Annotated in this window: 14 protein-coding genes and 4 tRNA genes; 7 read left to right on the forward strand and 11 right to left on the reverse strand. The window is 59.0% G+C overall.

From position 1 onward, the window contains the following. Positions 1 to 36: 36 nt before the first annotated feature. From lon to AACU78_RS28055, 8 genes are all read right to left on the reverse strand, one after another. Positions 37 to 2,433, reverse strand: a complete 2,397-nt coding sequence (gene lon, locus AACU78_RS28020) for an endopeptidase La (protein ID WP_106578845.1) — start codon at positions 2,431 to 2,433, stop codon at positions 37 to 39. A 196-nt stretch (positions 2,434 to 2,629) separates the two neighbouring features. Next, positions 2,630 to 3,910: an ATP-dependent Clp protease ATP-binding subunit ClpX gene (gene clpX, locus AACU78_RS28025; protein ID WP_106578846.1), complete on the reverse strand. Its 1,281-nt coding sequence runs from the start codon at positions 3,908 to 3,910 to the stop codon at positions 2,630 to 2,632. Positions 3,911 to 4,022: 112 nt separating this feature from the next. Continuing rightward, positions 4,023 to 4,658, reverse strand: a complete 636-nt coding sequence (gene clpP, locus AACU78_RS28030) for an ATP-dependent Clp endopeptidase proteolytic subunit ClpP (RefSeq protein ID WP_083357884.1) — start codon at positions 4,656 to 4,658, stop codon at positions 4,023 to 4,025. A 91-nt stretch (positions 4,659 to 4,749) separates the two neighbouring features. Then, complete coding sequence (gene tig, locus AACU78_RS28035; RefSeq protein ID WP_106578847.1) at positions 4,750 to 6,060, reverse strand: trigger factor; 1,311 nt, start codon at positions 6,058 to 6,060, stop codon at positions 4,750 to 4,752. A gap of 566 nt (positions 6,061 to 6,626) precedes the next feature. Beyond that, positions 6,627 to 6,702 (reverse strand) — tRNA-His (locus AACU78_RS28040). Positions 6,703 to 6,779: 77 nt separating this feature from the next. Beyond that, positions 6,780 to 6,864, reverse strand: a tRNA-Leu gene (locus tag AACU78_RS28045). Between the two features lie 56 nt (positions 6,865 to 6,920). Then, positions 6,921 to 6,996, reverse strand: a tRNA-His gene (locus AACU78_RS28050). Between the two features lie 32 nt (positions 6,997 to 7,028). Next, a tRNA-Arg gene (locus tag AACU78_RS28055) sits at positions 7,029 to 7,105 on the reverse strand. 275 nt (positions 7,106 to 7,380) lie between these two features. Between AACU78_RS28055 and folD the strand changes: the two genes are divergently transcribed. Continuing rightward, positions 7,381 to 8,235 carry a bifunctional methylenetetrahydrofolate dehydrogenase/methenyltetrahydrofolate cyclohydrolase FolD gene (gene folD, locus AACU78_RS28060; RefSeq protein WP_106578848.1) on the forward strand — a complete coding sequence of 285 codons (855 nt, stop codon included), beginning with the start codon at positions 7,381 to 7,383 and terminating at the stop codon, positions 8,233 to 8,235. Between the two features lie 550 nt (positions 8,236 to 8,785). Beyond that, complete coding sequence (gene pbpG, locus AACU78_RS28065; RefSeq protein WP_106578962.1) at positions 8,786 to 9,709, forward strand: D-alanyl-D-alanine endopeptidase; 924 nt, start codon at positions 8,786 to 8,788, stop codon at positions 9,707 to 9,709. 125 nt (positions 9,710 to 9,834) lie between these two features. On the opposite strand, the gene AACU78_RS28070 is transcribed toward pbpG, so the two are convergent. Next, positions 9,835 to 10,497, reverse strand: a complete 663-nt coding sequence (locus AACU78_RS28070) for a peptidase C39 family protein (RefSeq protein ID WP_106578849.1) — start codon at positions 10,495 to 10,497, stop codon at positions 9,835 to 9,837. Between the two features lie 211 nt (positions 10,498 to 10,708). Between AACU78_RS28070 and AACU78_RS28075 the strand changes: the two genes are divergently transcribed. Next, positions 10,709 to 10,870: a hypothetical protein gene (locus AACU78_RS28075; protein ID WP_164487950.1), complete on the forward strand. Its 162-nt coding sequence runs from the start codon at positions 10,709 to 10,711 to the stop codon at positions 10,868 to 10,870. Here the strand turns inward: AACU78_RS28075 and AACU78_RS28080 are convergent. Continuing rightward, positions 10,867 to 11,277 carry a PA0061/PA0062 family lipoprotein gene (locus tag AACU78_RS28080; RefSeq protein WP_106578850.1) on the reverse strand — a complete coding sequence of 137 codons (411 nt, stop codon included), beginning with the start codon at positions 11,275 to 11,277 and terminating at the stop codon, positions 10,867 to 10,869. The two genes, AACU78_RS28075 and AACU78_RS28080, sit on opposite strands and share 4 nt — an antisense overlap. Before the next feature lie 226 nt (positions 11,278 to 11,503). On the opposite strand from AACU78_RS28080, the gene AACU78_RS28085 reads away from it, so the two are divergent. The 4 genes from AACU78_RS28085 to AACU78_RS28100 all read left to right on the forward strand — a co-directional run bounded on the left by AACU78_RS28085 (position 11,504) and on the right by AACU78_RS28100 (position 18,068). Beyond that, the gene (locus AACU78_RS28085; RefSeq protein WP_106578851.1) at positions 11,504 to 14,725 is read left to right on the forward strand and encodes an efflux RND transporter permease subunit; all 3,222 of its coding nucleotides are present in this window, start codon (positions 11,504 to 11,506) and stop codon (positions 14,723 to 14,725) included. Beyond that, positions 14,715 to 15,881, forward strand: coding sequence for an efflux RND transporter periplasmic adaptor subunit (locus AACU78_RS28090; RefSeq protein ID WP_106578852.1), 1,167 nt, complete (start codon positions 14,715 to 14,717; stop codon positions 15,879 to 15,881). Before AACU78_RS28085 ends, AACU78_RS28090 begins: the two co-directional genes overlap by 11 nt. After that, positions 15,865 to 17,283 (forward strand): efflux transporter outer membrane subunit, encoded by a 1,419-nt coding sequence (locus tag AACU78_RS28095; RefSeq protein WP_106578853.1) that lies wholly within the window; start codon positions 15,865 to 15,867, stop codon positions 17,281 to 17,283. The genes AACU78_RS28090 and AACU78_RS28095 overlap by 17 nt, the downstream gene beginning before the upstream one ends. Positions 17,284 to 17,609: 326 nt before the next feature. Continuing rightward, complete coding sequence (locus tag AACU78_RS28100; RefSeq protein ID WP_106578854.1) at positions 17,610 to 18,068, forward strand: REP-associated tyrosine transposase; 459 nt, start codon at positions 17,610 to 17,612, stop codon at positions 18,066 to 18,068. 124 nt (positions 18,069 to 18,192) lie between these two features. Here the strand turns inward: AACU78_RS28100 and AACU78_RS28105 are convergent, their stop codons facing one another. Next, on the reverse strand, positions 18,193 to 19,476 hold the full coding sequence (locus AACU78_RS28105; protein WP_106578855.1) for a Zn-dependent hydrolase: 1,284 nt from the start codon (positions 19,474 to 19,476) through the stop codon (positions 18,193 to 18,195). Positions 19,477 to 19,554 lie beyond the last annotated feature (78 nt).

Consider the following 19,554-nt stretch of genomic DNA (forward strand, 5'->3'; position numbering starts at 1 on the left):
AAAAAGCTGTCAAGGAAGCCACCCGGCTTAATCGCATTAATGCGTGCTAATTCTTTCCTTGGAATCAGACTCGCGTTTTTCATCCTTCGAGACTATCTCCGGAGCCACATCTGGCAAGGGCTCCGGCGCGTATTGCAGCGCAATTTGCAGGACCTCGTCAATCCATTTAACCGGTTTAATCTGAAGATCCTGCTTGATGTTGTCCGGAATTTCCTTCAAGTCGCGAACATTCTCTTCAGGAATGATCACCGTCTTGATACCCCCCCGGTGTGCAGCGAGCAATTTCTCTTTAAGACCGCCAATGGCCAATACCTGGCCACGCAGGGTGATTTCCCCCGTCATTGCCACATCGGCTCGCACAGGGATGCCGGTCAGTGCCGATACCAGTGCCGTGCACATGCCTACGCCAGCGCTGGGACCGTCTTTGGGCGTCGCCCCTTCCGGCATATGGATGTGGGTGTCGTGCTTCTCGTGGAAGTCCAGGGGAATCCCCAGGCTCTTGGCGCGGCTGCGCACCACGGTCTGCGCGGCAGTGATGGATTCGACCATCACATCACCCAGCGAACCGGTCTTGATCAACTGGCCTTTGCCCGGGATTACGGCGGCTTCGATGGTCAGCAATTCGCCGCCCACCTGAGTCCACGCCAGGCCCGTCACCTGCCCTACCTGGTCTTGCTGCTCGGCCAGGCCGTAACGGAATTTCTTCACACCCAGGAAGTGTTCAAGGGAGTCGGCGACAACCTTCACAGAGAAGCGTTTTTCCAGCGCGTGTTCTTTGACCGCCTTGCGGCAAATCTTCGCAATCTGGCGCTCAAGGCCCCGTACACCCGCCTCTCGCGTGTAATAACGCACGATGTCGCGAATCGCTTCAACCTCAAACTCGATCTCGCCTTTTTTCAAGCCGTTGGCTGAAATCTGTTTAGGCGCGAGGTATTTGACGGCGATGTTGATCTTCTCGTCTTCGGTGTAACCCGGCAGACGAATCACCTCCATCCGGTCCAGCAGCGCTGGCGGAATATTCATGGAGTTGGAGGTGCACAGGAACATTACGTCGGACAGGTCGTAGTCGACTTCCAGGTAATGGTCGTTGAAATTATGGTTCTGCTCGGGGTCGAGCACTTCGAGCAATGCAGAGGCTGGATCGCCGCGCATGTCGCTGCCCATTTTGTCGATTTCATCAAGCAGGAACAGCGGGTTGCGCACGCTCACCTTTGTCATCTTTTGAATCAATCTTCCTGGCATCGAACCGATATATGTTCGGCGATGGCCACGAATTTCCGCTTCGTCACGCACACCACCGAGGGCCATGCGCACGAATTTGCGGTTGGTGGCGTTGGCGATGGACTCAGCCAGGGACGTTTTACCGACCCCAGGAGGCCCCACCAGGCACAACACCGGACCACGAATTTTCTTCACGCGCTTTTGCACGGCAAGGTATTCGAGGATGCGTTCTTTGACTTCTTCGAGGCCGTAGTGGTCGGCATCGAGGATGTCTTCAGCGCGCGCCAAGTCCAGGCGCACTTTGGTCTGAGCCTTCCACGGCACCTGCACCAGCCAGTCGATGTAGGAACGCACCACGGTGGCTTCGGCAGACATTGGCGACATTTGCTTGAGCTTGTTCAGCTCAGCGGTGGCCTTGGTCAGCGCGTCCTTTGGCAGGCCGGCAGCATCGATGCGCTTTTTCAGCTCTTCGATTTCATTGTGGCCGTCTTCGCTGTCGCCGAGTTCTTTCTGAATGGCCTTCATCTGCTCATTCAGGTAGTACTCGCGCTGGCTGCGCTCCATCTGTTTTTTCACGCGACCGCGAATGCGTTTCTCAACCTGCAGCAGGTCGATCTCGCCATCCAGCAAAGCCAATACGTGTTCAACACGGGCCGGCAAGTCGATAATTTCGAGGATGTCTTGCTTCTGCTCGATTTTCAACGCCATGTGCGCGGCCATGGTGTCGACCAGGCGGCTTGGCTCATCAATGCTGTTGAGAGAGGACAGGACTTCAGCCGGGACTTTTTTGCCCAACTGCACATACTGCTCGAACTGCGAGAGCAGGCTGCGCACAAACACTTCAGATTCGCGCTCAGGGGCTTCGACTTCGTCGATCAGCGCCACTTCGGCGCGCAGGTGGCCATCCACCTCCATGAAACGCTCGACCGCACCACGTTGCTCACCTTCCACCAGCACCTTGACGGTGCCGTCGGGCAGCTTGAGCAATTGCAGGACAGTAGCAACGGTACCGACGCGATACAGGGCGTCTTCGCCTGGATCATCATCAGCAGGATTTTTCTGGGCCAACAGCAGGATCTGCTTGTCGCCCGTCATCGCGGCCTCGAGGGCTTCGATAGACTTCTCGCGCCCCACGAACAGCGGGATAACCATGTGCGGATAGACGACGACATCACGCAACGGCAGGAGAGGCAATTCGATGGTTGTCTTCATGATTTCGCCTCTATGACAGTTGAAAAGTAAGCTTGAAAACAAGATGGGGGCTGCATGCAAAAAAAACAAGCTCAATGCCAGCAGTTAAACGCATGAATAAACGCGAATTAAAAAAACTGCTGCAAAAAACAGCCCTAAAAAAGAAGGGGCCCCGAAAGGCCCCTTGCTTGTACTGCAACTGCAAAACGCTTAAGCGTCAGTCAGGTGCAGCCTTGGCAGCCGGCTCACTGTTTTCGTAGATATACAGTGGCTTGGATTTGCCTTCGATAACGCTTTCGTCGATCACCACTTTACTCACCTCGGACTGCGAGGGGATTTCGTACATGGTGTCGAGCAAAACGCCTTCGAGAATCGAGCGCAAACCACGTGCACCGGTCTTGCGCTCCAGTGCCCGCTTGGCCACTGATTTGAGTGCGTCGGTACGGAACTCGAGGTCTACACCTTCCATCTCGAACAACTTGGCGTATTGCTTGGTCAGGGCGTTTTTCGGCTCGGTGAGGATCTGAATCAAAGCAGCCTCATCCAGCTCGTCCAATGTGGCCAGGACCGGCAGACGGCCAACGAATTCCGGGATCAGACCGAACTTGACCAGATCGTCAGGCTCGACTTCACGCAGGGACTCGCCCACCTTCTTGCCTTCTTCCTTGCTGCGCACTTCCGCACCGAAACCGATGCCGCCACGCGTGGAACGTTGCTGAATAACCTTTTCCAGACCGGAGAACGCACCGCCACAGATGAACAGGATGTTGCGCGTATCAACCTGAAGGAATTCCTGCTGCGGGTGCTTGCGGCCACCTTGAGGCGGTACGGAAGCAACCGTGCCTTCGATCAGTTTCAACAGAGCCTGCTGCACGCCTTCACCCGATACATCGCGGGTGATCGACGGGTTGTCGGACTTGCGCGAAATCTTGTCGATTTCGTCGATGTAGACAATACCCATCTGGGCCTTCTCTACGTCGTAGTCGCACTTCTGCAGCAGTTTCTGAATGATGTTCTCGACGTCCTCACCCACGTAGCCAGCCTCGGTGAGGGTGGTGGCGTCGGCGATGGTGAACGGAACGTTCAACAGGCGAGCGAGGGTTTCTGCAAGCAAGGTTTTACCCGAGCCTGTAGGGCCGATCAGCAAGATGTTGCTCTTGCCGAGTTCGACTTCGTCGCCTTTCTTGTCACGCTGGTTCAAGCGCTTGTAGTGGTTGTACACCGCTACGGCCAGAACCTTCTTTGCACGCTCTTGACCAATCACATACTGATCAAGGATGCCGCTAATTTCTTTAGGCGAAGGCAATTTATGCGCGCTGCTTTCGGCCTGAGCTTCCTGCACCTCCTCGCGGATGATGTCATTGCACAGGTCGACGCACTCGTCGCAGATAAACACCGAGGGGCCGGCAATCAATTTGCGTACTTCATGCTGGCTTTTGCCGCAGAAGGAGCAATAGAGCAGCTTGCCGTTGTCCTCGCCGTTGCGGGTGTCAGTCATTCGTTCGATCCAAATCCGATAGGCTTGCAACACAAGATGAAGGCTTATGCGGGCTTTTTCAAGCCCGCCGGTGGTCGGACATGCCGACCAGCCCTATTTTGAGGTGCTTATATTAAGCGGGGCGCTTTTCGATCACTGCGTCGATCAACCCATACGCGCGTGCAGCTTCCGCGCTCATGAAGTTGTCGCGATTGGTGTCACGCTCGATTTCTTCCAGGGTGTGCCCGCTGTGCTTGGCCATCAACGTGTTGAGGCGCTCACGAATAAACAGGATTTCCTTGGCGTGAATTTCGATGTCCGACGCCTGGCCCTGGAAGCCGCCCAGCGGCTGGTGAATCATCACGCGCGAGTTAGGCAGGCAGTAACGCTTGCCCTCGGCGCCCGCGGTGAGCAGGAACGCGCCCATGCTGCAGGCCTGACCGATGCAGGTCGTCGACACGTTTGGCTTGATGAACTGCATGGTGTCGTAGATCGACATACCCGCCGTCACCGAGCCGCCCGGGGAGTTGATGTAAAGATGGATGTCCTTGTCCGGGTTTTCCGCTTCAAGGAACAGCAGTTGCGCGCAGATCAGGTTGGCCATGTAGTCCTCTACAGGGCCGACCAGAAAGATCACTCGTTCCTTGAGCAGGCGCGAGTAGATGTCATAGGCGCGTTCGCCACGAGCAGATTGCTCGACAACCATCGGGACCAGGCCGCCAGCGGCCTGGATATCAGAGTTCTGCTGAATATAGGAATTACGGAACATGCTCTGCAGTTACTCCCAAATAGTCATGTCTTGAAAACGCATAAGCCAGCACGAGGCTGGCTTATGGTTGTATTTCGAACGAGTTGGACAATCAGTCGGCTTGTGCTGCTTCCGCCGGTTTGACTGCTTCTTCGTAAGAGACCGCTTTGTCGGTCACCTTAGCCTTCTGCAGAACAGTATCCACAACTTGTTCTTCCAGCACAACCGAACGTACTTCGTTCAGCTGCTGGTCGTTCTTGTAGTACCAAGCCACGACCTGCTCTGGCTCCTGGTAGGCGGAAGCCATTTCCTGGATCATTTCGCGAACGCGATCTTCGTCAGGCTTGAGGTCGAATTGCTTGACCACTTCGGCCACGACCAGACCCAGCACAACGCGGCGCTTGGCTTGCTCTTCGAACAGCTCGGCCGGCAGTTGGTCAGGCTTGATGTTGCCGCCGAACTGCTGAACCGCTTGAACGCGCAGGCGATCCACTTCGTTGGACAGCAGAGCCTTAGGCACTTCGATCGGGTTGGCGGCCAGCAGACCGTCCATGACCTGGTTCTTGACCTTGGACTTGATGGCCTGACGCAGCTCACGCTCCATGTTCTTGCGAACTTCGGTGCGGAAGCCGTCGATCCCGGTTTCCTTGATACCGAATTGAGCGAAGAACTCTTCGTTCAGCTCTGGCAGCTTAGGCTCGGAAACACTGTTGACGGTCACGGTGAACTCGGCGGCTTTGCCGGCCAGGTCCAGGTTCTGGTAGTCAGCAGGGAACGTCAGGTTCAGAACGCGCTCTTCGCCGGCTTTGGCGCCAACCAGGCCGTCTTCGAAGCCAGGGATCATGCGGTTGGAACCCAGCACCAGCTGAGTGCCCTTGGCGGAGCCGCCAGCGAATACTTCGCCGTCAACCTTGCCAACGAAATCGATGTTCAACTGGTCTTCGTTCTGAGCAGCGCGATCGACCGCTTCGAAACGGGTGTTCTGCTTGCGCAGGATTTCCAGCATGTTGTCCAGGTCGGCATCGGCCACTTCAGCGCTCAGGCGCTCTACAGCGATGTCTTCGAAACCGGCAACGGTGAATTCCGGGAACACTTCGAATACGGCAACGTATTCCAGGTCTTTGCCGGCTTCCAGGGATTTAGGTTCGATCGAAGGCGAGCCAGCCGGGTTCAGCTTGTGCTCGACAACAGCTTCGTAGAACGAAGCCTGGATCACGTCACCTACAGCTTCCTGACGCGCATCGGCGCCAAAACGACGCTTGATTTCGCTCATTGGCACTTTGCCTGGACGGAAACCAGCGATCTTGGCCTTTTGGGCAGTCTGCTGCAGACGCTTGTTGACCGCAGTCTCAATACGCTCTGCCGGCACGGTGATGCTCAGGCGGCGCTCGATAGCAGTAGTATTTTCAACAGAAACTTGCATGGATATTCCTCGTTGCACAGACGTTAGCCGGCCGTTTCCGACCCCAGAATCAAGGGCATGCATTCTAGTGGGTCAAACTCAAGAAGTCACCCTACTGAAAACGGGTAGAAAAACAGCAGGCCATTTATAGGTTCAAGTGCACGCATGCACTTCATCCCGTTAGCAAATACAGCTCATCACGCCAAGGCTCTGCATCAGCCTTCTATATATAGAAGAGCGTGGACGCCCAACCTTGGCGACCGACCTTGCACGCAAGGCCGAAGGGCGCGGCAGCAGCATCGAGAAACACAAATACGACGAAACGCCCCACCCTGGAAACTCAAGACACTTAAACAAAAACGGCACAGCCCTTTTCAGGTACTGCGCCGTTATTCGCTATTAAATAGCTGCACTGACCCCGATAGAGCCGGGAGTCAGTTCTACACGCTCAAAACCGGCAACGATTCTAACGCCAAGGCATTGAGAATGCTTGCTTTTTCTTGGTGTCAAGCCACAGCGTCGACAGACAGGAAATTCTGAGCACAAAAAAAAGCGCCAGATCAATGATCTGGCGCTTTTTCTGAATATGGGGTGGACGAAGGGGATCGAACCCTCGACAACGGGAGTCACAATCCCGTGCTCTACCAACTGAGCTACGCCCACCATATTGCATTAACAAAGAACTCAACCATCTTCTTTGTAGAACCTCGCACCCCCTGACGGCGGTGCAAAGCTTTAATTGGTGCGGATGAAGAGACTCGAACTCTTACGCCTCGCGGCGCTGGAACCTAAATCCAGTGTGTCTACCAATTCCACCACATCCGCGCTTGAAGCTCTTAAAGCAAAGGCGCCAGATGATTAATCTGGCGCCTTTTAAAATATGGGGTGGACGAAGGGGATCGAACCCTCGACAACGGGAGTCACAATCCCGTGCTCTACCAACTGAGCTACGCCCACCATATAGCGCTACTTGTGCCAAAGCTGCCTAATGGCGCACCCGGCAGGACTCGAACCTGCGACCATCCGCTTAGAAGGCGGATGCTCTATCCAGCTGAGCTACGGGCGCCTGATTAATCTGTACTCTTGGAGGATTACAAACTAAGTGCTTCCAGCCTTGCACGACAACAATTGTGCTCGACCTTCTTAACCAGTGCTAGGCTGTGCCCGACAAGTGCGACGAATAGTATAGACGCCTCGGAAACCCGTCAAATCTTTTTTGAAAAAAATTCATTTTATTTAAGGGGTTAGGGCAATTTGCAGACCAAGCGCCTTTGCCCTCACGTCTTGGCATGCGAGAATGCGCGCACTTTTCTTCCCCCTCTCGATGGTTAATCACGCGTAATGACTGCACAACTTATCGACGGCAAATCAATCGCCGCCAGCCTGCGCCAGCAGATCGCCAAACGAGTCACCGAGCGTAGCCAGCAAGGCCTGCGCACGCCTGGCCTCGCGGTGATCCTGGTCGGCAGCGATCCTGCCTCTCAGGTTTATGTCTCGCACAAGCGTAAAGACTGTGAAGAGGTCGGCTTTATTTCCAAGGCCTACGACCTGCCGGAAGACACCACCCAGCAGGCCCTGACCGACCTGATCGACAGCCTCAATGACGACCCGGGCATCGACGGCATACTGCTGCAGCTGCCACTGCCCGAGCACCTGGATGCCTCTAAATTGCTGGAGCGCATCCGTCCCGACAAAGACGTCGACGGTTTCCACCCTTATAACGTCGGCCGCCTGGCCCAGCGTATCCCGCTGCTGCGCCCGTGCACCCCGAAAGGCATCATGACCCTGCTGGAAAGCACCGGTGTCGATCTGTACGGCCTCGATGCCGTCGTGGTCGGCGCGTCCAACATTGTCGGGCGCCCGATGGCCATGGAGTTGCTGCTGGCTGGCTGCACCGTGACCGTCACTCACCGTTTCACCAAAGACCTCGCTGGCCATGTCGGCCGCGCCGACCTGGTAGTCGTGGCTGCCGGCAAACCCGGCCTGGTCAAAGGTGAGTGGATCAAAGAAGGTGCCATCGTCATCGACGTGGGTATCAACCGCCAGGAAGACGGCAAGCTCGTCGGCGACGTGGTGTACGAAACCGCCCTGCCCCGCGCCGGCTGGATTACGCCAGTGCCAGGCGGGGTGGGCCCGATGACTCGAGCATGCCTGCTGGAGAACACCTTGTACGCGGCAGAAACACTGCACGACTGATAGTGCCTGCCATAAAAAGCCCCGCCTGATCGCGGGGCTTTTTATTGGGCGCAATTAACGAACGACGCTGCGTCGTACCTGCCGTGGCTGCTTGTTCAGCGGGTGGCAATGCTCTCCCCTGGCCAGCCTCGCTTCCAACGAAGGCGTCATTATCGCCGGTGGCACTGGCAGAACCGCGTTTACACGCCTGTTCACTCTGGACCAGGCGCGTAGCCCGGAGTGCACCGATGCACTCATCGAAACACTCAATGACCGAGCGTTTGAGCTCGACCTGAAAGTGGGCTATTTATGTTTAAGCACCCTGCCTAATTAGGTGGGCAACTTCACCGGCACACACTGGTAAAATCGTCGGCCTTAAGCCGCTTTAAAAAAAAACCTGGCGCGATCAGCAAGATTTTCAGAATCAGTACAACCCTGACCAATCATCGGCTTACAGCCTTTATTTAAAGGCCTCTATCGCTTTCTGATCCATACTCCTAAAATGTAACGGCATTTGTCATATAACCCGTTCCTGAACGGTATTTCCTTACTTTTTAGCGAGTTCACCCGCGTGAAAATTCGTCTCTCTATTGTCAGCCTATTTTTTGTATTTACAGGCACCTTCGCGCACGCAGCCGAAACCACTCTGGCCCCGCGCGACACCTCCAAACTGCAGATCGCTTCCGGCAGCGCCATGCTGGTTGACCTGCAGACCAACAAAGTCATCTATTCCAGCAACCCCGACGTGGTCGTGCCCATCGCATCCGTCAGCAAACTGATGACCGGCCTGATCGTGCTTGAAGCCAAGCAGAACATGGACGAGTACATCGACATCAACATTAAAGACACGCCAGAAATGAAAGGCGTGTTCTCGCGCGTGAAAATCGGCAGCGAAATGCCGCGCAAGGAAATGCTGCTGATTGCCCTGATGTCTTCGGAAAACCGCGCCGCCGCCAGCCTGGCCCACCACTACCCAGGCGGCTACCCAGCCTTTATTGCCGCAATGAACGCCAAGGCCAAAGCCCTGGGCATGACCAGCACGCACTATGTCGAACCCACCGGGCTGTCGATTCACAACGTGTCCACTGCGCGCGACCTGAGCAAGCTGCTGGCCTATGCGCGCAAGTTTCCGATGCTGAGTCAGTTGAGCACCACCAAGGAAAAGACCGTGTCGTTTCGCAAACCCAACTACACCCTGGGTTTCTCCAACACTGACCACCTGATCAACCGCGCCAACTGGGACATCAAGTTGACCAAGACCGGTTTCACCAATCAGGCCGGCCACTGCCTGGTGCTGGTCACCAGCATGAGTAACCGCCCAGTGTCGTTGGTGATTCTGGATGCCTTTGGCAAGTTCACCCACTTTGCCGATGCCGGGCGCATTCGCAACTGGGTTGAAACCGGCAAGAGCGGCTCAGTGCCGGACGTAGCGCTGCGCTACAAGGCTGACAAGAACCTGAAGAACCGCCCTAACGCCGCAGAAGTGCGTCGCTAAGCACCACAGTGTCAATGTGGGGGCGGGCTTGCTCGCGAAGGCGGTGGGTCAGTCATGAATGTATCGACTGACACTCGGTTTTTCGCGGGCAAGCCCACTCCCACCTGTTTGGATCTGCGTTGCCCTTACTTGCGTTCCGCCAACACCTTGAGCGCCTGCGCCGCTGCCTGCTCCTGGCCGGCTTGGGCGGTCGCGTTCGCCGCCGCCTGCCAGCGCTGCTCATCCACATTTGCCGGCAACTGGCTCGGGCGCTGAGTCAGGATGGCCCAGTTGCCTGCGCTCTTCCACGCTGACTCAAAGTCGCTGAAGCTCATCAACAAACGCCGGTCCATGCCCGAGCGCAACAGCACCGTGCTCTTCTGTTGATTGAACCCCACCACCACGACATAGCGCGTGCCAGACCAAAAGCTCGGGTTAATCCGCGCCATCACCGGGTAACCCGCCGCCACCTGCGCCAGCACGGCCGTCAGCTGGTTGTCCAGCGGATACACCATCAGCCCGTATTCACGCGCCAGCACCTGCATGTTGCGCTCCAGGTCCGCCTCGCCGCCTGGCAAGTGCAGAGGCTTATCGAGCAAACCGGGTGTCATGACAATGCCTTGTTGCGACAGCATGCTGGCTAAAGCCGAGGGGCCACTCAGGTAAGCCTCGCTGCGAAAGGTCGGCACGCCGTTGAGTTCGACACGCTCCGGCAGACCCGCCAGCCTCGACGGATGCCCGGAACAGGCCGCGAGCCCCAGGGCGCAGGCCAGCAGCAGGGATGTTTTAACGTTCGACCGTAACCGCAATTTTTTACTCTCTTGATCAACTGCCGGTAAGGGCCCTGATCATAGGATGCTCCGCAAGGCGGGTATAGCCCGAGGCGTCAGTAAAATGCGCTGGATAGAGCAAACAAGTTGGATGGACTCGACCATTGGTCAATAGCAGGCAACCGCCAGGTAGCTAGACTGTCCATTGAGAAGACTGTGTGTGCCCCCTGCGGGGCGAAAGGAGGCCCTAATGAGCCTTGCAACAACGATTTTCCTGTTGATCTGCGGTTGGCTGGCGGTAGCCAGCGCCATGTTGTGGGGGGTCATGCGCGTAACTCGCCGGCATCACCACCCCCACGTCAAACCCGCTGCACCGGCCGAACACCCCAAGGCTGCAGCGCATCACGCCTAGCCGGGCATGCAATTGAAGTCTTGAGTCGCTGCCACTTCCTTGCCGTGCCCGTCCTTGAGGACGGCACGCACGGTGGTGCCCAGGCTCGATTCGGTCAGGGTGTAATGCTCACCCGCCTGGAAATGCTTGTACTCGACCCGACCCTGGCAGTCCTGCTGATTGTCATCGCCTGCCTCCTCCTCGAATAAGGTCACATCCAGGCGATGGTCACCCGGTGTCACCTCGAAAAAGCGCCCGTCGTCCACGCGCTTGCCGTCGACACGCTCGGCCATCAGGTCGTTCGGCGCCTCTTCTTTCAAACCAATCCAGGCTTCGCTCGGGTCAGCCTTGGGAATCGGACCGGCGCAGGCCGACAACAACAAAACAGCACCAAGGGCTGGAATCAACAACAACGGTTTAAGTGACATGGCAGGGCTCCAAAGGACATCAGAAAAAAACGTTGGACGGCGTAAAAATGTGTCGCGTCCGATGGGAGACAAGCTTGGAGAGCTGCCCTTTGTAGAACAAATGAATACATATGAAACGATCTTCAGCCGTTAACTAAATGTTCCTTCACCTGGCTGAAAGGTGCGTGTTAGGTGGGTCGGGCAAGACTGCCGGGGTTTGCAATCCTGCTCCCTCGGAGGTTCACGCATGCTCGGGCTGGTAAAGACCGCACTGCAAAAGCCGTACACGTTTATCGTGTTGGCCATATTCATCTGTATCGTCGGGCCGATGGCGGCCCTGAAAACCCCTACGGATGTTTTCCCCGATATCGGCATCCCCGTCGTCGCGGTGGTCTGGCAGTACAACGGCCTGTCGCCGGACGCCATGGCCGGTCGGGTGATCTACACCTACGAACGCTCCCTGAGCACCACCGTCAACGACATCGAACACATCGAATCGCAATCGCTGCCCGGCATGGGCATCGTCAAGATCTTCTTCCAGCCCGGTGTGGACATCCGCACCGCCAACGCGCAAGTGACCGCGGTGTCACAAACCGTGCTCAAGCAGATGCCACCGGGCATCACGCCACCGCTGATCCTCAACTACAGCGCCTCCACGGTGCCGATCCTGCAAATGGCGTTCTCCAGCCCCAGCCTTTCGGAAGCCAAGATCCGTGACCTGGTGCAGAACAACATTCGCCTGCCGCTGAGCGCCCTGCCCGGCCTGGCCATGCCCACGCCAATGGGCGGCAAGCAGCGCCAGATCACCCTCGACCTCGACCCGCAAGCCCTGGCCGCCAAAGGCTTGTCAGCGCAGGACGTAGGCAATGCCCTGGCCCTGCAAAACCAGATCATCCCGGTAGGCACCGCCAAACTCGGCCCCAACGAATACACGATCCTGCTCAACAACAGCCCCAAGGCGATTGATGAGCTCAACGACCTGCCGATCAAGACGGTCGATGGCGCACTGATCACCATCGGCCAAGTGGCCCACGTGCGTGACGGCTCGCCGCCGCAGACCAACATCGTGCGCGTCGACGGCCACCGTGCGGTGCTCATGCCGGCGTTGAAAAACGGCAGCATCTCGACCTTGTCGATCATCGACGGCATCCGCCAGATGTTGCCGCGAATCAACGAAACCCTGCCACCGTCGCTGAAGACCTCGCTGCTGGGCGACGCCTCGGTGTTCGTCAAGCAATCGGTGGGCAGCGTGGCCCAGGAAGGCATCATCGCCGCACTGCTGACCAGTGCGATGATCCTGCTGTTCCTCGGCAGCTGGCGTTCGACGTTGATCATCGCCGCGTCGATTCCCTTGGCGGTGCTGTCGGCGATCGCGCTGCTGGCGGTCACCGGGCAAACCCTCAACGTCATGACCCTGGGCGGGCTGGCGTTGGCGGTGGGGATTCTGGTGGACGACGCCACGGTCACCATCGAAAACATCAACTGGCACCTGGAACAAGGCAAGGCGGTGAAGACCGCGATCCTCGACGGCGCCGCACAAATCGTCGGCCCGGCGTTCGTCTCGCTGCTGTGCATCTGCATCGTGTTCGTGCCGATGTTCCTGCTGCAAGGCATCGCCGGCTACCTGTTCCGGCCAATGGCGCTGGCGGTGATTTTCGCCATGGCCAGCTCGTTCATCCTTTCGCGCACCCTGGTGCCGACCCTGGCGATGTTTCTGCTCAAGCCGCACACACCGGAACAAGGCGCCGGGCATCACCCCGAAGATGCATTCATCAACCACCACGAAGGCGATCAGCACAAGAAACCGCGCAACGCCGTGCTGCAATCGGTGCTTAATTTTCAGCAAGGCTTCGAGCGCCACTTCTCGAATATCCGCGACAGCTACCACGGCTTGCTGATTCTTGCGCTGGGCAACCGCAAGCGCTTTATCGTCGGCTTCCTGGCCTGCGTGCTCGCCTCGTTCCTGCTGTTGCCCAGCCTGGGCCAGGACTTCTTCCCGGCCACCGACGCCGGCGCCCTCGCCCTTCATGTGCGTTTGCCGCTGGGCACGCGGATTGAAGAAAGCGCGGCGGCGTTCGACCGTATTGAAGCGCGGATTCGCGAAGTGATACCCGCCGAAGAACTCGACACCATCGTCGACAACATCGGCATTCCGCTCAGCGGCATCGACATGGCCTACAGCAGCAGCGGCACCATCGGCCCGCAGGATGGCGACATCCAGGTCACGCTGAAAAAGGACCACGCGCCCACCGCCGACTACGTGAAAAAACTGCGTGAAGCCTTGCCCGAAAGCTTCCCCGGCAGCCACTTCGCGTTCCTGCCGGCGGACATCAGCAGCCAGATCCTCAACTTCGGCGCACCGGCCCCGTTGGACGTAAAAATCTCCGGGCGCAGCGATGAAGAAAACCGCACCTACGCGGTGGAACTCGAACGTCGCCTGTTGCACATTCCGGGCATCGCCGACCTGCGCATCCAGCAGTCCACCGGCTACCCGTCGCTGCAAGTCAATGTTGATCGCATGCGCGCCAATGGCCTGGGCATCACCGAGCGTGACGTGACCAACAGCATGGTCGCCTCCCTCGCCGGCAGCTCGCAAACCGCGCCGACCTTCTGGCTCAACCCGGCCAACGGCGTGTCGTACTCCATCGTGGCCGCAACGCCGCAATACCGCCTCGACAGCCTGCCGTCACTGGAAGCCTTGCCGGTCACCGGGGCCGATGGCCAGTCGCAGATCCTCGGCGGCGTTGCCACCATCTCCCGCGTGCAAAGCCCAGCGGTGGTGACCCACTACAACATCGAACCCACCCTGGACCTGTATGCCAACGTGCAGGGCCGCGACCTCGGCGGCGTGGCGCGCGATGTGCAAAAAGTGCTGGATGACACCGCCTCCATGCGCCCCAAAGGCGCGGTGATCAGCCTGCATGGGCAGATCGATGCGCTGCACGAAGCCTTCAGTGGTTTGAGCTTCGGCCTGCTCGGCGCCGTGGTGCTGATCTACTTGCTGATCGTGGTCAACTTCCAGTCCTGGGCCGACCCGTTCGTGATCATCACCGCCTTGCCGGCCGCGCTGGCGGGCATCGTGTGGATGCTCTTTCTCAGCGGCACCTCGCTGTCGGTGCCGGCGTTGACCGGCGCCATCCTGTGCATGGGCGTGGCCACCGCCAACTCGATCCTGGTGGTGAGCTTCTGCCGTGAACGCCTGGCCGAACATGGCGATGCGTTGAAGGCCGCCATGGAGGCCGGTTACACGCGCTTCCGGCCGGTGTGCATGACGGCCCTGGCGATGATCATCGGCATGTTGCCGCTGGCGTTGTCCGAAGAGCAGAACTCGCCCCTTGGCCGGGCGGTGATCGGCGGCTTGATCTTCGCCACCGTCGCCACCCTGTTGTTTGTACCCGTGGTCTTCAGCCTGGTCCACGGTCGTCACCCTACTCGCGCTGCTGCTGGAGAAACTTCACATGTCGTCTGATCACAAACCCTCGCGCAAGCGTCTGATGCTCATGGGTGTCGGCGGCCTGACACTGGCCGCCCTGTTGGTCGCCAACGGCCTGCACGCCCGCACGATGCACGAACAGTCGGTGAGTGCCTGGACCGAAACCGCCGCCATCCCGCAAGTGATGGTGTTCCAACCCAAACAGAACGTGGCCGGCGATACCTTGCGCCTGCCCGCGCACCTCGAGGCATGGAGCAAGGCGCCGATCCACGCGCGCGTCAGCGGTTACTTGAAGGACTGGAAAGCCGACATCGGCACCCAGGTCAAAGCCGGGCAAGTGCTCGCCGAAATCGACAGCCCCGACCTCGACCAGCAAATGGCGCAGACCCACGCGCGCCTGGTGCAGGAGCAGGCCAACGCACGCCTGGCCGAAACCACCGCCACGCGCTGGCAAAACCTGTTGGCCAGCCACTCGGTGTCGCGTCAGGAGGCGGATGAAAAAACCTCCAACGCTGCCGCCGCCAAAGCCAACGCCGAGGCGGCCGCCGCCGACTACGCACGGCTGTCCGCACTGGAAAGCTACAAGACCATCCGCGCGCCGTTCGCCGGCACCATCACTGCGCGCAACACCGACATCGGCCAGTTGATCAAGGCCGATACCGACAGCGACCCGGAGCTGTTCAACATTGCCGATACCCATCAACTCAGACTCTACGTGCCGGTGCCGCAGAACTATGCAGCCGTGATTCATCCAGGGTTAGAAGCCGAGCTGACGGTGCCCGAGCACCCCGGCGAACACTTCAAGGCGCGCCTGATCGGCGACTCCACCGCCATCGACCGCCGCTCCGGCACCCTGCTTGCGCAGTTCGTCGCCGACAACCCCAACGGCGAATTGCTGCCCGGTGATTACGCCGAAGCCACGCTGCCAATTCCGGCGGACACCCACGGCGTGAGCATCCCGGCCAGCGCACTGATCTTCCGCGCCCAAGGTACCCAGGTTGCGGTGCTGGACGCGCAAAATCACGTGCACTTGCAAGACATCCACATCGGCCTCGACCTCGGCGAACGCCTGGTGATCGACCAGGGCCTGAAACCCGCCGACCGCGTGGTCGACAACCCGCCCGATGCCCTGCGCGAAGGCGACCCCGTGCAACTGGCCGACGCTGGAGGTGCGCATGCGCCCAAGGCTTAAACCCCTGGCGGCGTTGATGCTGCTGCTGTTGCAGGGCTGCTCGATGGCGCCCACCTACAAGGTGCCGTCGGTGGACCTGCCGGCAGGCTATCGCGAGCAGACCAGCGATGGCCCGTGGCACAGCGCGCAACCGTCCGACCAACTGGCGCCCGAGTGGTGGAAGCTCTACAACGATCCGCGCCTGACTGACCTGCAACAGCAACTGCTCAAGGCCAACCCGGACCTGGCGGCGGCATTGGCGCATTTCGATGCGTCCCAGGCGTATGCCAGCCAGTTGCACGCCGGGTTGTTCCCGCAAATTACCGCCAGTGCGCAGCCGCTGCGTCAGCGGCAATCGGATTCGCGGCCGCTGCGCGGGGACACACAGCCGTCGGTGTACAACAGCAATACGGCGGGCTTCTCGCTGAGCTACGACTTGGACCTGTGGGGTAAAATCCGCAACCAGGTCGCGGCCGGCGATGCCCAGGCGCAAGCATCCGGCGATGACTTGGCGGTGGCACGCCTGAGCCTGCAACATCAATTGGCGACGCTGTATGTGCAGCTCAACGGGCTGGATGCGCAGAGCCGGATTCTGAACAGCTCACTGGATGATTTCAGCCAGGCATTGCAACTCACGCGCAGCCGTTACGGGGGCCAGATTGCTTCAGAGCTGGACCTCACCCGTGCGCAAAACCAACTGGCCGAAGCCAAGGCGCAACTCGACGAAGTGCGCGGGCAACGCAACCTCACCGAGCATGCGATTGGCGAATTGGTGGGTATGGCAGCCAGTAACTTCAGCTTGCCGCCCAGCCAGCAACTGATTGCGCTGCCAGGGATTCCATCGCAGTTGCCCAGCCACCTGTTGCAACGGCGCCCAGACATCGCGGCGGCGGAACGCCGAGTGTTTGCCGCCAATGCCAATATCGGCGTGGCGAAGGCCGCGTGGTACCCGGACTTCAGTTTGACCGGGTTGATTGGCGGGCAAACTCAGGGGGTTGGCAACCTGCTGTCAGCCGGTAACCGCTACTGGGCGCTGGGGCCGTTGGTGAACTTGCCGATCTTTGATGGCGGGCGCTTGAGTGCCAATGAACGTCAGGCCAAAGCCGAGTTTGAAGAGGCTTCGGCGCAGTACCGCAGCCACGTGCTCAAAGCCGTGCGCGAGGTGGAAGACAACCTGGCGCAGCTAAGGGATTTGCAGCAGGAAGCGCAGGATGAGCAAGCGGCGGCAGATGCGGCGCAGCACACGCAATCGTTGGCGATGAACAGCTATCAGGCCGGAGCCGTGAGTTACCTGGACGTGGTGACCGCGCAGACAGCGGCGCTGCAGGCGCAAAGGACCTTGCAAGCGGTGCAGACGCGGCAGTTGCAGGCGAGTGTGGGGTTGGTCACGGCGCTGGGTGGTGGGTGGCAACCGGGCGCCTGAGATCGCCTGGAGGTTCAGCTCGGTTGTAAAGGTGAGAAAGGGCTCGCCCCTCGATGGCGGAGCGCCATAGGGCTCATTTGTAACTGATACACCGCAATCGGGGGCAAGCCCCCTCCCACAGGGGTTTTGCGCCAGACACACAATGTGTGAACACCTCCCACAGGGGTTCTGCGCCAGACACAAAATGTATGAACACTTCAGATCTAATGTGGGAGGGGGCTTGCCCCCGATGGCGTCCCTCCAGACACATCCTGCCAAAAGCCTGTCGATCACTCCTGGATTACTCGATCTAGCCTCTCAACACCCATCCAGAGAGAGGCCAAGGAATGCCTGACTTACCCGCTTCACACCGCCTGCGCATTGGACGCTTCAGCGAACCCAACCGCATCTACCTCATCACCACCAACACTCACGAACGTCTTCCCATCTTTAGCAATTTCCATCTGGGTCGCCTGGTGGTCTGGCAATTTCGGCTGGCCCAATACCAAGGACTCGCCAACTCCCTGGCGTGGGTGATCATGCCGGACCATTTCCACTGGATTATCGAACTGCAAAAAGGCTCGCTGGCGGATTTGATGCGGCATGTGAAATCCAAGAGCACGCGGTCCGTCAATGGCGCAAGTGGGCGCAAGGGAAGGCTCTGGCAGGAAAGTTTCCATGACCGAGCGCTGCGCAAGGAAGATGACGTGGTGAAGATGGCCAGGTATGTGGTGGCCAATCCACTGCGGGCCGGGTTGGTGGAACGGATTGGCGACTACCCTTTATGGGACGCGATTTGGATCTAGCGCCCAGCAAACCCGTTCAAATGTGGGAGGGGGCTTGCCCCCGATCGCGGTGTATCAGAGCCAGCTCAGCCAAATGACCCACTGCCATCGGGGGCAAGTCCCCTCCCACATTTTCAACCGCCGGTCAGGCAGCCAGCTTACCGCTGGCGATCGCCGCCGAAGCGGCCACCATCGCCCTCAACAACACCGCACACCCCGCCGCCAGGTCATCCGGTGCCGCGTTCTCGATTTCGTTGTGGCTGATGCCGCCTTCGCACGGCACAAAGATCATCCCGGCCGGGCCGAGTTCGGCGACGAAGATCGCGTCGTGCCCTGCCCCGCTGACAATGTCCATGTTCGACAGCCCCAGCCCATTCGCCGCATCCCGCACAGCGTCCACACAGCCTTTATCGAAATACAGCGGCGGGAAATCGGCGGTGGGTTCCAGCTCAAACGTCAGCCCATGCTTGGCACAGGTTTCGTCAATCACCTTGCGCACCTGGGCAATCATCGAATCCAGGCGTGCCGGTTCCAGGTGACGCAAGTCCAGGGTCATGCGCACCTCGCCCGGAATCACGTTGCGCGAGCCGGGATACGCCTGCAGGCAACCGACAGTGCCACACGCATGCGGCTGATGCCCCAGCGCCGCCGCATTCACCGCCGCCACCACGGCCGCCGCGCCCACTAACGCATCCTTGCGCAAGTGCATCGGCGTCGGCCCGGCATGCGCCTCAACGCCGCGCAGTTTCAGGTCGAACCACTTCTGTCCCAATGCCCCCAACACCACGCCGATGGTTTTCTTTTCATCCTCAAGAATCGGCCCTTGTTCGATATGCGCCTCGAAGTAAGCCCCGACTTTATGCCCGCTGACCGGCCGCGTGCCCGCATAGCCAATGGCATTGAGCGCATCCCCCACGCTCACGCCCTCCACATCCAGCTTGGCCAAGGTCTCGGCCAGGGTAAATTTCTCGGCAAACACGCCAGAGCCCATCATGCACGGCGGAAAGCGTGAGCCTTCCTCGTTGGTCCACACCACCACTTCCAGCGGTGCTTCGGTTTCAATCTTGAGGTCATTGAGGGTGCGCAGCACTTCCACACCCGCCAACACGCCGAAGCAACCGTCAAACTTGCCGCCCGTGGGCTGGGTGTCGATATGGCTGCCCGTCATCACTGGTGGCAAGTTGGGATTGCGACCCGGGCGACGGGCGAAGATGTTGCCGATGCCGTCGATGGTCACGGTGCAACCGGCTTCCTCGCACCACTGCACAAACAGGTCACGGGCTTTGCGATCAAGGTCGGTGAGGGCCAGTCGGCACACACCGCCTTTGGGTGTGGCGCCGAATTTGGCCAGGTCCATCAGCGACTGCCACAAGCGGTCGCGGTTGATGTGCTGATGGGTGGATTGCAGAACGTCGATGGCAGCGTTCATGGGGATCTCCTCAGGCTACTGTTCTTATGAATTGACTCGCTCAAATAGGGGGAGCCGGTTTGTGTGGGAGCTGGCTTG

Source organism: Pseudomonas sp. R9.37 (assembly GCF_963878885.1).
GTDB lineage: Bacteria > Pseudomonadota > Gammaproteobacteria > Pseudomonadales > Pseudomonadaceae > Aquipseudomonas.